The organism is Chromohalobacter marismortui, from assembly GCF_004364315.1.
GTDB lineage: Bacteria > Pseudomonadota > Gammaproteobacteria > Pseudomonadales > Halomonadaceae > Chromohalobacter > Chromohalobacter marismortui.
In genome coordinates, this window is sequence record NZ_SOBR01000001.1 from 123190 (window position 1) to 137272 (window position 14083).

Sequence of the window (14083 nt, forward strand, 5' to 3'; positions counted from 1 at the left end):
GCACCGTCTTGAGGCACGGGGCCTTAGCTCAGTTGGGAGAGCGCAACACTGGCAGTGTTGAGGTCAGCGGTTCGAACCCGCTAGGCTCCACCACGCATCAAGACAATGCGTCCCATTCGTCTAGTGGTCCAGGACACCGCCCTTTCACGGCGGTAACAGGGGTTCGAACCCCCTATGGGACGCCACTTTCCCCCGTCAATGCTGTCGACACCGAGACGCGAAAGCGTCTTTTTTGTCTCTGCTTGTTGTTCGCCTTTAGACGTTTTTATACGTTTTTCCTCTTGACACCTCTGTGACTTTGTCCACTGCGGTGTTGCCTGCCGTTTCGCATTGTGCATAACGCCTCATGAGGCCTGTCATACTGCGCGTTATAGAAAAATTTTATGTTTTTCAATCACTTATGAAAGGTTAAAAATTAACCGATTTGAGCGTAACCGCCTTGTCATGGTGTTTCTGGCGGACTGCCTAGAGGTTTTGAACAGGTTTATCCACAGAAAGTGTGGAAAACGCTTGGCGGTGTCGGAGGCACTGCGCCAGGCAGAACGATGAGGGGCGGGGAAATGTCAACGCGACGCTCTCAAACGCAACGGACCGCCTTCAAGGCGGTCCGCGGTGTACGATCCATTCGAGTCGTTCAGCTACGCTCGCTGTCTTGACGCACAGATTACTCGTTGGGGTAGTCACGCTGGGGGTGGCCGATATAAAGCTGACGCGGGCGACTGATGCGGTAACTGCCGCTGATCATCTCGTTCCAGTGGGAGGTCCAGCCAATCGTGCGAGCCATGGCGAAGATGACGGTGAACATGTTGGTCGGGATGCCGATCGCCTTGAGGATGATGCCGGAGTAGAAGTCGACGTTCGGGTAGAGCTTGCGCTCGATGAAGTAGTCGTCTTCCAGGGCGATTTGCTCGAGTCGCTTGGCGATCTTGAGCTTTGGATCGTCGGCCATGCCGAGTTCGCCCAGCACCTCGTCACAGGTTTCCTTCATGACCTTGGCGCGCGGGTCGAAATTGCGATAGACGCGGTGGCCAAAGCCCATCAGCTTGAATGGATCATCCTTATCCTTGGCACGGTCGATGAAGCGCTGGATGTTCTCCTCGGATTCATCACCGATCTCGTCGAGCATATTCAGCACGGCTTCGTTGGCGCCGCCGTGCGCCGGTCCCCAGAGTGCGGCGATGCCGGCGCTGATGCAGGCGAAGGGGTTGGCGCCCGTGGAGCCGGCCAGGCGCACCGTGGAGGTGGAGGCGTTCTGCTCATGATCGGCATGCAGCATGAAGATCCGGTCCATGGCTTTGGCGAAAACCGGGTTCACCTCGTAGCTTTCACAGGGGTTGCCGAACATCATGTAGAGGAAGTTCTCCGCGTAATCGAGATCATTGCGCGGATAGTTGAAGGGCTGGCCGATATTGTACTTGTGGCACATCGCGGCCAGCGTTGGCATCTTGGCGATCAGACGAATCGCGCTGACACGGCGCTCTTCTTCCTTGGTGATGTCCAGATTGTCATGGTAGAAGGCCGCCAGGCCGCCGACCACACCGCACAGGATGGCCATCGGGTGAGCATCGCGGCGAAAGCCCTTGAAGAAGTTGACGAGCTGTTCGTGGACCATGGTGTGATTTCTCACGGTGGCCGCGAAGTCGTCGTATTGCGCCTTGCTGGGGAGCTCGCCGAACAACAGCAGGTAACAGAGTTCGACGTAATTGGAGTGCTCGGCGAGTTGGTCAATGGGATAACCGCGGTGAAGCAACACGCCCGCAGCGCCATCGATGTAGGTGATGCCTGATTCGCAGGAGGCGGTGGCGACGAAGCCCGGGTCGTATGTGAACAGACCTTCGCTGGTCAGGCTGCGGACGTCGATCACATCGGGCCCGACGGTGCCGGAGTAGACAGGGAACTCGATCGTCTTGTCCAACCCTTCTACCGTCAACTGCGCTTTCCTGTCAGCCATTATGGCCTCCTCTTTTTTTACCTAAGTCTTTGTCTTGCTTGCCATGCCAGCGAAAATAATTCGCCTACTATAGAACCACGCGGTGGATTGTCAATTGGGCCTAGGCATTGTCCGAGAGCCGTCTGCGCTCGTCGACTTTTCCGACAGTGCCGGGGGCGCCCTGTGGACGTCGTGTCGCCGCATGGCGTGTCCCTGTGTGGCGATAAGTGGCGATAGAACAAGGGGGCGAGCAAGGTGCCTGCTCCAGCAGTACTGTCCCCATTTGACGCGTCCATGAGGATGGCTGCAAGGGCTATCTCATTTGTCAGGACATCCCCCGGTCCTTATAATCTTAACCCGCGCGACTGGCAGGAGCATGGCTTGGTCCTTTTAAGCCCTCGACCAAGACCTCCCCCTCAAACCACCGCCCGCACCGGGTACAGCCCCAGCCGCTGGCGGGCCAAGAGAGTGTGATGAGCCGTGAATAGCAAAAGACCCGTAAACCTAGACCTGACGACGATAAAATTTCCACTACCCGCACTGACCTCCATTGCCCACCGCATCACCGGTGTCATCCTCTTCGTGGGGTTGATCTTCGGTTTCTGGGCTCTCGATGCGTCACTGTCGTCTCCCGAGGGATTCGAAGCAGTGCGTGACGCTCTTTCCAACAACGTACTTGCCAAATTGATCGCCTGGGGACTGCTCTCGGCATTGGGTTTCCACTTTGTGGCCGGCATCAAGCACCTGCTGATGGATGCAGGTATTGGCGTGGATCTCGAGGGTGGATATCGCAAGGCGCAGATCACGGTCGTGATCAGTGCCATCTTGGTGGTTCTGGCAGGAGTCTGGGTATGGTAACCAACATCACGAACCTCGGTCGTAGTGGCCTATCCGACTGGCTGATTCAGCGCGTCTCGGCCATCATTCTGGCGGTCTATGCCGTGTTCATGGTCTTGTATCTCCTGTTCCATCCGGGGCTCGATTACGCCACGTGGAGCGGGCTCTTCTCACAGACCTGGATGCGCATCTTCTCCCTGCTGGCCTTCATTTCCATCGCGGCGCACGCATGGGTTGGGTTGTGGACGGTGTCGACCGACTATCTCAAGCAGACGGGTGTCCGCTTTGCATTCCAAGCGGTCGTCATGCTGGCCATCTTCGTTTTTCTGGTGTGGGGCGTTCAAGTCCTATGGGGAGCCTGATCCATGTCTAATATGCGTAGCCTGACATTCGACGCAATCATCATCGGTGGCGGTGGCTCCGGCCTGCGTGCCGCACTCGAGCTGGCCAAGTCCGGCAAGAAGACAGCGGTATTGTCCAAGGTCTTTCCGACGCGCTCGCACACCGTTTCTGCTCAGGGCGGTATCACCTGCGCCATCGCATCTGCCGATCCCAATGACGATTGGCGCTGGCACATGTACGACACCGTCAAGGGCGGCGACTACATTACCGACCAGGAAGCTGCCGAATACATGTGTTCCGAGGGCCCCAAGGCGGTCTTCGAGCTGGAGCACATGGGGCTGCCGTTCTCGCGTTTCGACAACGGTCGCATCTATCAGCGTCCTTTCGGTGGTCAGTCCAAGGACTTCGGCAAGGGCGGCCAGGCGGCACGGACATGCGCTGCCGCCGACCGTACAGGTCATGCCTTGCTGCACACCCTGTATCAAAACAATCTGAAGAATAACACCGTGTTCCTGAACGAATGGTATGCGGTAGACCTGGTCAAGAATGCCAATGGCGATGTGGTGGGCTGCATTGCCATGTGCATCGAGACCGGCGAAGTCGTGCACATCAAGTCCAAGGCGACGGTCTTGGCAACCGGCGGTGCAGGGCGTATCTATTCGTCCACCACCAACGCCTTGATCAATACCGGTGACGGTATCGGCATGGCGCTGCGTGCCGGCTTCCCCATGCAGGACATGGAAATGTGGCAGTTCCACCCCACCGGCATTTACGGTGCCGGTGTGCTGGTTACAGAGGGTTGCCGTGGCGAGGGCGGTTATCTGATCAACAAGGACGGCGAGCGCTTCATGGAGCGTTATGCGCCGAATGCCAAGGACTTGGCCGGTCGCGATGTGGTGGCCCGTGCCATGGTCATGGAAATCCTCGAAGGGCGGGGTTGCGGCGAAAACGGTGATCACGTCATGCTCAAGCTCGATCACCTGGGCGAAGAGGTCCTCGGCAAGCGTCTGCCGGGCATCGTCGAATTGTCCAAGACCTTTGCCCATGTCGACCCCGCACAGGATCCGATTCCCGTCGTGCCGACGTGCCACTACATGATGGGCGGCATGCCGACCAACGTGCACGGTCAAGCGATCATGCAGGATGCCGATGGCAACGATCAGGTCGTCAACGGGCTGTTTGCTTGTGGCGAAGCGGCGTGCGTGTCCGTGCACGGTGCCAATCGCCTGGGCGGCAATTCGTTGCTCGACCTGGTGGTGTTCGGGCGTGCTGCCGGCATGTTCATCGAAGAAGCGCTCAATGAAGGTGTCGATTACCTCGAAGCGGCTCAGAGCGACATTGACAGCGCCATGGCGCGCATTAACCGCTGGGATGAGTCGAGCGGTGGCGAGGCGATCCCCGACCTGCGTGCCGAGCTGCAGGATGTGATGCAGAACGACTTCGGGGTCTTCCGTCAGGAAGACAACATGCAAGAGGGCGTCAAGAAACTGGCTTCCCTGCGTGAGCGCATCGGTAATGCGCACCTGGCCGATAAGTCCAATGCCTTCAACACCGCGCGCGTCGAGGCGTTGGAACTCGATAACCTGCTCGAGGTGGCGGAAGCCACTGCGATCTCTGCGCTCGAGCGCAAGGAAAGCCGTGGCGCGCATTCGCGCTACGATTACCCGGATCGCGACGACGCCAACTGGCTCAAGCACTCCATGTATTTCCCGGTCGAGAAGCGGCTTGGGCAGCGTGACGTGAACTTTGCGCCGAAGACCGTCGAGACCTTCGAGCCGAAAATCCGCACCTACTAAGGGGTTGTCCAAGATGTCTACGCTTCAGATATCCATTTACCGCTACAACCCGGAAACCGACTCCGCGCCCTACATGCAGGAGTTCGAGCTGGACACGCAGGGCCGCGACATCATGGTTCTCAATGCGCTTGAAATGATCAAGCAGCAGGATAGTTCCATGGCGTATCGGCGTAGCTGCCGCGAAGGGGTTTGCGGTTCCGATGGCATGAACATGAATGGCAAGAACGGGTTGGCTTGCATCACGCCGCTGTCCGAGGTGGTCAAGGACAATAAGCTGGTCCTGCGTCCGCTGCCTGGTTTGCCGGTCATTCGCGACTTGGTCGTCGATATGGGCGTGTTCTACAAGCAGTACGAGAGCATCCAGCCTTACCTTCAGAACGACACCAATCCGCCGGCCACCGAACGTTTGCAGTCGCCGGAAGATCGCGACAAGCTCGATGGTCTCTACGAGTGCATCCTGTGTGCGTGCTGTTCCACGGCCTGCCCCTCCTTCTGGTGGAATCCAGATAAATTCGTGGGGCCGGCCGGCTTGCTGCAGGCTTATCGCTTTCTCGCCGACTCCCGTGATACGGCGACGCGTGAACGACTGGCGCGGCTCGAGGATCCGTTCAGTCTGTTCCGGTGCCGTGGCATCATGAACTGCGTGGCGGTGTGTCCGAAGGGGCTCAATCCGACGCGTGCGATTGGCAAGATTCGTGAGATGTTACTGTCGAATGCCACTTAAATCGCGTCGCGTGGCTTGTTATCATTGGCAACAAGTCGTCTCCTGCGACATGGCGTCGCAGGAAATGGGTCCCACGGCCGTTTTAGCCGGTGCCTGGTGCACCGGCTTTTGACGATAAGTGGGCCCTACGTCGCATGTGACGCCAACCTGCCCCGCAGGTCCCAAGTGACGCCGGCACGTCCGGACGTGCCGGCGCCGAGAACACCCATCAGTGCATAGGGTGACCAAGAAATGCAAGAAGGCATAATGGAGTTGATGTGGCGCACTTCCCATGTCAGCGGCGGCAACGCCCACTACGTGGAAGCGCTCTACGAGCAATACCTCGTCGATCCCACTGAGGTTCCCGACGAATGGCGTAACTATTTCGATCAGTTACCTCGTCCGGAAGGCGCCCCCTCTCACGACGTTCCTCTCAGCCCGATTCGCGATCAGTTCTACCAGTTGGCCCAGAACCGTCGTGGCAAACCTGCCGCCGGTGCCGCCGACAGTAGCGAGAACAAGAAACAGGTCAAGGTTCTCCAACTGATCAATGCGTACCGCTTCCGAGGCCATCAGCGTGCCGATATCGACCCGCTGGGACTGCGCAGCCCGACCCCGATCCCTGACCTGGATCTTTCCTTCCATCAGCTGACCGATGCTGACATGGAGACGCCTTTTCAGACCGGCTCGTTGTTCCTGGGCAAGGATCAGGCGCCGCTCAAGGAAATCGTCGACGTTCTGCAGAAGACGTATTGTCGTAGCATTGGCTGCGAATTCATGCATATCGTCAACACTGACGAGAAGCGCTGGCTGCAGCAACGTTTCGAATCGGTGCGTTCCAAGCCCGACTACAGCGTCGATGTGCGCAAGCACATCCTCGAACGCTTGACGGCTGCCGAAGGGCTGGAAAACTACCTCGCGTCCAAGTATCCGGGCACCAAACGCTTTGGTTTGGAAGGCGGCGAGACCTTCATTCCGATGGTCGACGAAATCATCCAGCGCACCGGCAATTATGGCACCAAGGAAGTCGTCATCGGCATGGCGCACCGGGGCCGTCTCAATCTGCTGGTCAACTTGCTGGGCAAGAGCCCCTCGGAACTGATCGACGAGTTCGATGGCAAGAAGGTGATCCAGCAAGGCTCGGGGGATGTGAAGTACCACCAAGGCTTCAGTTCCAACGTCATGACCGAAGGTGGCGAAGTGCACCTGGCCTTGGCGTTCAACCCCTCGCACCTCGAGATCGTCTCACCGGTAGTGGAAGGGTCCGTGCGCGCTCGCCAGGATCGTCGCGAAGACAGTGAGGGCACCAAGGTACTACCGGTGGTGGTGCATGGTGATGCCGCCTTTGCCGGCCAGGGCGTGGTCATGGAGACATTCCAGATGTCCCAGACACGCGCGTACAAGACCGGCGGCACCGTGCATATCGTCATCAACAACCAGGTCGGTTTCACCACATCACGGCCCGATGACGCCCGCTCCACCGAGTACTGCACCGATATCGCCAAGATGGTCCAGGCGCCGATCTTCCATGTGAACGGCGATGATCCCGAAGCCGTGGTGCATGCCACCCAGGTGGCCGTCGATTATCGTTACCAGTTCAACAAGGACGTGGTGATCGATCTCGTCTGCTACCGCAAGCGCGGTCACAACGAAGCCGACGAGCCCTCCGGCACCCAGCCGTTGATGTATCAGAAGATCAAATCGCACAAGAGCTCTCGCGAGCTCTATGTCGCACGCTTGGTACAAGAAGGGGTGCTCAGCGATGATGATGCGGCCGCGATGGTCGAGAAGTATCGCGAGGATCTGGTGGCGGGCAATCATGTGGCCAATGCGCTGGTCAAGCAGCCCAATACCGAGCTGTTCGTCGACTGGACACCTTACCTAGGTCACGAGTGGACCGGCGACGCCGATACGTCGATCGACATGACGCGCATGCAGACGCTTGCCGCCAAGATGTGCGAAGTGCCCGAAGACGTCGAAGTGCAGCGTCAGGTGGCCAAGATCTATGAAGACCGCCGCAAGATGGCCGCCGGTGACTTGGCGATCAACTGGGGCTTTGGCGAGACGCTGGCGTATGCCACCTTGCTGGATGAAGGGCATCCGATTCGCCTGACAGGGCAAGATTCAGGCCGCGGTACTTTCTCGCACCGCCATGCCGTCGTGCATAACCAGAAGGATGGTTCGACCTATGTGCCACTGGAGTACATCAAGGAAGACCAGCCGAAGTTCACCATTCGCGATTCCCTTCTGTCCGAGGAAGCGGCGTTGGCGTTCGAGTACGGGTACTCCACGACTGCGCCCAAGGCTCTGATCATCTGGGAGGCCCAGTTCGGTGACTTCACCAACGGGGCGCAGGTGGTGATCGACCAGTTCATTTCCTCCGGCGAGACGAAATGGGGGCGGCTCTGCGGCCTTACCATGCTGTTGCCGCACGGCTATGAAGGACAGGGCCCCGAGCATTCCTCGGCGCGCCTCGAGCGTTTCCTGCAACTCTGTGCGGAACACAACATGCAGGTCTGCATGCCGACCACGCCGGCGCAGATTTTCCACCTGTTGCGTCGCCAGGTGATTCGCCCGCTGCGCAAGCCGCTGGTGATCATGTCGCCGAAGAGCCTGCTGCGCCATAAAGAGGCAACCTCGACGCTGGAAGATCTGGCCAATGGTCGCTTCGCGATGGTCTTGCCTGATCAAGGCAAGCGCGATGCCGAAAACGTCAAACGCGTGGTGCTGTGCTCTGGCAAGGTCTATTACGATCTGGCGAACTATCGTGCCGAAAATGGCAACGACGATGTCGCGATCGTGCGTTTGGAACAGCTCTATCCTTTCCCCAAGGAAGAATTGTATGAGGTCTTCAAGACCTATCCGAACCTCGAGCAGGTCGTGTGGTGCCAGGAAGAGCCGCTCAATCAGGGCGCCTGGTATCAGAGCCAGCATCACATGCGTCTGGTGGCCGACATGGTGAAGGAAGGCTTGGGGCGTGACCTCAAGTTCGCGGGGCGCCCGGCATCCGCCGCGCCGGCATCCGGCTACATGTCCGTCCATGTTGAACAGCAGCGTCAACTGGTGGAAGACGCCATTACTGGCTGAGGTGTCCCCCATCGGGATCGAGAGAAAACACTAAGGAAACGACATGGCTACCGAGATAAAAGCGCCGAATTTCCCTGAGTCCGTCGCCGAGGGCACCATCGCCACTTGGCACAAGAAGGTCGGTGATAGCGTCGAGCGTGATGAGCTGATTGTCGAGATCGAGACGGACAAGGTCGTTCTCGAGGTCGTAGCGCCGGACGCCGGCACCGTGACTGAAATCAAGGTCGAGGAAGGCGAGACGTGCGACTCCGAGCAAGTGCTCGGAATGCTGGGTGCCGCAAGTGAGGCCGGTGGCGAAAAGCCTGCCCAAGACGACAAGAAAGACGAGGCCGCCGCGAAGCAGGACGCGGCACCTGCTGAGTCCGGTGGCGCCAAGCCCGCGGCGTCCGGCAAGCAGCATGACGTCAAGGCGCCAAGCTTCCCGGAGTCCGTTCAGGAAGGCACGGTAGCCACCTGGCACAAGCAGGTCGGTGAAGCGGTGAAACGTGACGAGATTCTTGCGGATATCGAAACCGACAAGGTCGTACTCGAAGTCGTCGCCCCGGCCGATGGTGCCCTTAGCGAGATCAAGGTACAGGAAGGCGAGCAGGTCGAGTCCGAAGCAGTACTCGCATCGTTCGCTGAAGGCGCCGGCGGCGAAGCGGGTGGCAGTGAGTCCAGCGCCTCTGACGACACGGCGAACGCGTCGAAAGACACCGATGGCAGCAGCGACGAAAAGGTCGGCGACAAGATCCTCGCGCCGGCAGCACGCAAGCTGGTGGCCGAGCACGATCTGGACGTCAACAAGATCGAAGGCACCGGCAAGGGTGGCCGTATTCTCAAGGAAGACGTTCAGAAGGCCGTCAAGGACGGTTCCGCCAAGAAGAGCGCCAAACCTTCCGGTGGTGACGACGTCAAGGCCGCCGCTGCGCCGGCACCGGCCGTCGAGGGCGAACGTCCCGAGCAACGCGTGCCGATGAGCCGCTTGCGTCAGACCATTGCCAAGCGTTTGGTCCAGGCGCAGCAGACCGCCGCCATGCTCACCACCTACAACGAGGTGGACATGAGCGCGGTGATGAACCTGCGCAGTCAGTACAAGGAAACTTTCCAGAAGGCACACGATACCAAGCTTGGATTCATGGGCTTCTTCGTCAAGGCGTGCACCGAGGCGCTCAAGCGCTTCCCGGATGTGAACGCGTCGATCGACGGTAGCGATATCGTGTATCACGGCTATCAGGACATCGGTGTTGCCGTCTCTACGCCACGTGGTCTCGTGGTGCCGGTGTTGCGTGATACCGACAGCATGAAACTTGCCGATGTCGAGAAGAGTATCGTCGACTTCGGCCAGCGTGGTCGTGATGGCAAGCTCGGCATCGAAGACATGCAGGGCGGCACCTTCACCATCACCAACGGCGGTATCTTCGGGTCGCTGCTATCGACACCCATCATCAATCCGCCGCAGACAGCGATCCTGGGCATGCACAAGATCCAGGAGCGTCCGATGGCCATCGACGGCAAGGTCGAGATTCGTCCTATGATGTACCTGGCCATTTCCTATGATCATCGCATGATTGACGGCAAGGACGCGGTGCAGTTCCTGGTCACGATCAAGGAACTGCTCGAGGATCCTGCCCGTTTCTTGCTCGACGTGTGATGGCTGTCGCCGGATACTGCGTTGCGACTAATTAACTGAATTCGAACAGGATGATTTCATGGCCGATAAATTCGATGTGATCGTTATTGGTGCCGGGCCCGGCGGGTACGTGGCCGCCATTCGCGCTGCTCAACTAGGCCTGAAGACCGCGTGCGTCGAGAAGTGGGTCAACAAGGAAGGCAAGACCGTGCATGGCGGTACCTGCTTGAACGTGGGCTGTATTCCTTCGAAGGCCTTGCTGGAAACCTCTCACAAGTTCGCCGAAGCCCGCGATCATTACGCGGACATCGGCATCGATGTGGGCGAGCCGACTCCCAACATTGCCAAGATGCAGGAGTTCAAAGAAGGCGTCATCGCCAAGAACGTGGGCGGTATCAGCGCGCTGTTCAAGGCCAATGGTGTCACGGCGCTGGAAGGCAGCGGCAAGGTCGTCTCCGACAAACAGGTCGAAGTCACCGGCCAGGATGGCGAGACGGCCACCTACGATGCCGAGAACATCGTGATTGCATCGGGTTCCGTGCCGGTGGAGATTCCGCCGACGCCTCTGACCGAAGGCTTGATCGTCGATTCCAGCGGTGCGCTCGAGTTCGACGAGGTGCCCAAGCGCCTCGGCGTGATCGGTGCCGGTGTCATCGGCCTCGAGCTGGGGAGTGTCTGGAACCGCCTGGGCAGTGAGGTCACCGTCCTCGAAGCAATGGATACGTTCCTGCCGATGGTCGACAAGGACATTGCCAAGGAAGGCCAGAAACTGTTCAAGAAGCAGGGCATGGACATCAAGATGGGGGCTCGCGTGACGGGCTCCGAGATCAAGGATAAGGAGGTCGTTGTCCAGTACTCCGACGCCAACGGCGAGCAGGAGCAGACCTTCGACAAACTGATCGTGTGTGTGGGACGTCGTCCCTACACCGAGGGTATCCTCAGCGACGATGTCGGTATCAAGCTCGATGAGCGCGGCTGCGTGTTCGTCGATGATGAATGCCGTACCAACGTGCCGGGCGTTTACGCCATCGGCGACGTGGTGCGCGGGCCGATGCTGGCACACAAGGCCTCCGAAGAAGGCGTGATGGTGGCCGATATCATCGCCGGTCATAAAGCCGAGATGAATTACGACGCTATCCCCAGCGTGATCTATACATCGCCCGAAGTCGCGTGGGTCGGTATGAGCGAGCAAGAGGCGAAAGAGGCCGGGATCGAGGTCAAGACCGGTTCCTTTCCGTTCTCCGCCAATGGGCGTGCGCTGGCCAACAACGCGTCGGAAGGCATGGCCAAGGTCATTGCCGATGCCGAGACCGACCGTCTCCTGGGGCTGCATATCATCAGTCAGCATGCCGGGGAGCTCATCGCGCAGGGCGTCATCGCCATGGAATTCGGCTCCAGTGCCGAAGATCTGGCGTTGACCTGCTATGCGCATCCGAGCACCTCGGAAGCCGTGCACGAAGCGGCCTTGGCGGTGGATGGTCACGCCATTCACATGGCCAACCGCAAGAAGCGCAAATAAGCGTTTCGTTTAGCGTCCCACTGCGTAGAGACGCGTCGTTCCCGCCTCTGCGGGAGCGAACAGGGGTGGCGGTAGCGGTCAAAAGCCATCGCCACCATTCGAGTCACATGCAACCAATGGCATGACACGATGAACCTTCACGAGTATCAGAGCAAACAGCTGTTTGCCGATTATGGTCTACCGGTGTCCAAGGGTTTCGCCGTGGATACCCCCGAAGAAGCTGCCGAGGCGTGCAAGAAGATCGGTGGTGACAAGTGGGTCGTCAAGGCCCAGGTTCACGCGGGTGGCCGCGGCAAGGCGGGCGGCGTCAAGCTGGTCGAGAGTGCCGAGGATGCCAAGGCGTTTGCCGAGAAATGGCTGGGCGAGAACCTGGTGACCTTCCAGACCGATGAGAAGGGCCAACCGGTCGCCAAGATTCTGGTCGAAAACTGCACCGATATCGCCAACGAGTTGTATCTGGGCGCTGTCGTCGATCGCGGCACACGTCGTATCGTTTTCATGGCGTCGACCGAAGGTGGCGTGGAAATCGAGAAGGTTGCCGAGGAAACGCCTGAAAAGATTCTCAAGGCCGAAGTCGATCCGCTGGTCGGCGCTCAGCCGTACCAGGCGCGTGAACTGGCTTTCGCCCTGGGCCTCGAAGGCGCGCAGATCAAGCAGTTCACCAAGATCTTCCTGGGCTTGGCCAAGCTGTTCGAGGAAAAGGATCTGGCGCTGCTCGAGATCAATCCGCTGGTGATCAACGACAGCGGCGACCTGCACTGCCTGGATGCCAAGATCGGTCTCGATGGCAATGCGCTGTATCGTCACCCCGACCTGCAAGCCATGCGTGACCCGTCTCAGGAAGATGAGCGCGAGGCGCATGCCCAGGCGTGGGAACTCAACTACGTCGCTCTGGAAGGTAACATTGGCTGCATGGTCAATGGCGCCGGGCTTGCCATGGGCACCATGGACATCATCAAGCTCAACGGCGGCCAGCCGGCCAACTTCCTGGACGTTGGCGGCGGTGCCACCGAAGAGCGCGTCGGTGAAGCCTTCAAGATCATCCTCTCCGACGATTCCGTGAAGGCCGTGCTGGTCAACATCTTCGGCGGCATCGTGCGTTGCGACATGATCGCCGAGGGCATTATCGGTGCCGTCGAGCAGGTCGGTGTCAACGTGCCGGTCGTGGTGCGTCTCGAAGGTAACAACGCCGAGCTGGGTGCCGAGAAACTGGCTTCCAGCGGACTGAACATCATCGCTGCTACCAGCTTGACCGACGCGGCCCAGCAGGTCGTCAAAGCAGCGGAGGGCAAGTAATGAGTATCCTGATCGACAAAAGCACCAAGGTCATCTGCCAAGGTTTCACCGGTGGCCAGGGGACCTTCCACTCCGAACAGGCGATTGCCTACGGCACCCAGATGGTGGGTGGGGTGACGCCGGGCAAGGGCGGGCAGACGCACCTCGGCCTGCCGGTGTTCAACACCGTCCAGGAAGCCGTCGACACGACCGGTGCCGAAGCCTCCGTGATCTATGTGCCCGCGCCGTTCTGCAAGGATTCCATCCTCGAAGCTGCCAACGCCGGTATCAAGCTGATCGTGTGCATCACCGAGGGGATCCCCACCCTCGACATGCTCGACGTCAAGGTCAAGTGCGACGAGCTGGGGGTGCGCCTGATCGGGCCTAACTGCCCGGGCGTGATCACGCCGGGTGAGACCAAGATCGGCATCATGCCGGGGCACATTCACAAGCCCGGCAAGGTCGGCATCGTCTCGCGTTCGGGCACCCTGACCTATGAAGCGGTCAAGCAGACCACCGATCACGGCTTCGGCCAGTCCACCTGCGTGGGCATCGGTGGCGACCCGATTCCGGGCTCCACCTTCATCGACATGCTCGAGATGTTCGAGAAGGACCCGCAGACCGAAGCCATCGTGATGATCGGCGAGATCGGCGGCACGGCGGAAGAAGAGGCCGCGGCCTACATCAAGGAGCACGTCTCCAAGCCGGTGGTGTCCTATATCGCCGGTGTCACGGCCCCTCCCGGTAAGCGCATGGGCCATGCCGGTGCCATCATCGCCGGCGGCAAGGGCACGGCGGACGAGAAGTTCGCGGCGCTCGAATCGGCGGGCGTCAAGACCGTGCGTTCGCTCGCCGAAATCGGCGATGCGCTGAAGGAAGCGACTGGCTGGTAAGCCGCCTTCAGGCTCGACGGTGAAGACGCCGTCGCGTAACGAGCATGACGCAGGGCATCCCCATGGGATGCCCTGTGTCGTTTGAGGCG

Annotated in this window: 10 protein-coding genes and 2 tRNA genes; 11 read left to right on the forward strand and 1 reads right to left on the reverse strand. The window is 59.5% G+C overall.

Going from position 1 to position 14083, the window contains the following annotated elements:
• Positions 1 to 17: 17 nt before the first annotated feature.
• Together C8E00_RS00515 and C8E00_RS00520 are read left to right on the forward strand one after the other, a co-directional pair.
• Positions 18 to 93 (forward strand) — tRNA-Ala (locus tag C8E00_RS00515).
• Between the two features lie 16 nt (positions 94 to 109).
• Positions 110 to 185 (forward strand) — tRNA-Glu (locus C8E00_RS00520).
• Positions 186 to 664: 479 nt separating this feature from the next.
• On the opposite strand, the gene gltA is transcribed toward C8E00_RS00520, so the two are convergent.
• Positions 665 to 1951 (reverse strand): citrate synthase, encoded by a 1287-nt coding sequence (gene gltA, locus C8E00_RS00525; RefSeq protein ID WP_133693327.1) that lies wholly within the window; start codon positions 1949 to 1951, stop codon positions 665 to 667.
• A gap of 459 nt (positions 1952 to 2410) precedes the next feature.
• Between gltA and sdhC the strand changes: the two genes are divergently transcribed.
• The 9 genes from sdhC (at position 2411) to sucD (ending at position 13994) form a co-directional block, all read left to right on the forward strand.
• Entirely contained in the window at positions 2411 to 2788 is a 378-nt protein-coding gene (sdhC, locus tag C8E00_RS00530) for a succinate dehydrogenase, cytochrome b556 subunit (protein WP_133693330.1), read from the forward strand.
• Positions 2782 to 3129 carry a succinate dehydrogenase, hydrophobic membrane anchor protein gene (gene sdhD / locus C8E00_RS00535; RefSeq protein WP_133693332.1) on the forward strand — a complete coding sequence of 116 codons (348 nt, stop codon included), beginning with the start codon at positions 2782 to 2784 and terminating at the stop codon, positions 3127 to 3129. The genes sdhC and sdhD overlap by 7 nt, the downstream gene beginning before the upstream one ends.
• 3 nt (positions 3130 to 3132) lie before the next feature.
• Positions 3133 to 4905 carry a succinate dehydrogenase flavoprotein subunit gene (gene sdhA / locus C8E00_RS00540; RefSeq protein WP_133693334.1) on the forward strand — a complete coding sequence of 591 codons (1773 nt, stop codon included), beginning with the start codon at positions 3133 to 3135 and terminating at the stop codon, positions 4903 to 4905.
• A gap of 13 nt (positions 4906 to 4918) precedes the next feature.
• Positions 4919 to 5629, forward strand: coding sequence for a succinate dehydrogenase iron-sulfur subunit (locus tag C8E00_RS00545; RefSeq protein ID WP_133693336.1), 711 nt, complete (start codon positions 4919 to 4921; stop codon positions 5627 to 5629).
• 231 nt (positions 5630 to 5860) lie between these two features.
• Entirely contained in the window at positions 5861 to 8695 is a 2835-nt protein-coding gene (locus C8E00_RS00550) for a 2-oxoglutarate dehydrogenase E1 component (protein ID WP_133693338.1), read from the forward strand.
• Positions 8696 to 8738: 43 nt separating this feature from the next.
• Positions 8739 to 10328 (forward strand): 2-oxoglutarate dehydrogenase complex dihydrolipoyllysine-residue succinyltransferase, encoded by a 1590-nt coding sequence (gene odhB / locus C8E00_RS00555; RefSeq protein WP_133693340.1) that lies wholly within the window; start codon positions 8739 to 8741, stop codon positions 10326 to 10328.
• Between the two features lie 58 nt (positions 10329 to 10386).
• A complete protein-coding gene (lpdA, locus tag C8E00_RS00560) occupies positions 10387 to 11826 on the forward strand; it encodes a dihydrolipoyl dehydrogenase (RefSeq protein ID WP_133693342.1) in 1440 nt (479 codons plus the stop codon).
• Between the two features lie 129 nt (positions 11827 to 11955).
• Positions 11956 to 13122: an ADP-forming succinate--CoA ligase subunit beta gene (gene sucC / locus C8E00_RS00565; protein WP_133693344.1), complete on the forward strand. Its 1167-nt coding sequence runs from the start codon at positions 11956 to 11958 to the stop codon at positions 13120 to 13122.
• A complete protein-coding gene (gene sucD, locus C8E00_RS00570) occupies positions 13122 to 13994 on the forward strand; it encodes a succinate--CoA ligase subunit alpha (RefSeq protein ID WP_133693346.1) in 873 nt (290 codons plus the stop codon). The genes sucC and sucD overlap by 1 nt, the downstream gene beginning before the upstream one ends.
• Positions 13995 to 14083 lie beyond the last annotated feature (89 nt).

Bases quoted from the DNA above. Each gene is read 5' to 3' on its own strand.
- sdhD (WP_133693332.1), top strand. From the start codon at position 2,782: ATGGTAACCAACATCACGAACCTCGGTCGTAGTGGCCTATCCGACTGG.
- gltA (WP_133693327.1), bottom strand. From the start codon at position 1,951: ATGGCTGACAGGAAAGCGCAGTTGACGGTAGAAGGGTTGGACAAGACG.
- sucC (WP_133693344.1), top strand. From the start codon at position 11,956: ATGAACCTTCACGAGTATCAGAGCAAACAGCTGTTTGCCGATTATGGT.
- C8E00_RS00545 (WP_133693336.1), top strand. From the start codon at position 4,919: ATGTCTACGCTTCAGATATCCATTTACCGCTACAACCCGGAAACCGAC.
- sucD (WP_133693346.1), top strand. From the start codon at position 13,122: ATGAGTATCCTGATCGACAAAAGCACCAAGGTCATCTGCCAAGGTTTC.
- sdhA (WP_133693334.1), top strand. From the start codon at position 3,133: ATGTCTAATATGCGTAGCCTGACATTCGACGCAATCATCATCGGTGGC.
- C8E00_RS00550 (WP_133693338.1), top strand. From the start codon at position 5,861: ATGCAAGAAGGCATAATGGAGTTGATGTGGCGCACTTCCCATGTCAGC.
- odhB (WP_133693340.1), top strand. From the start codon at position 8,739: ATGGCTACCGAGATAAAAGCGCCGAATTTCCCTGAGTCCGTCGCCGAG.
- lpdA (WP_133693342.1), top strand. From the start codon at position 10,387: ATGGCCGATAAATTCGATGTGATCGTTATTGGTGCCGGGCCCGGCGGG.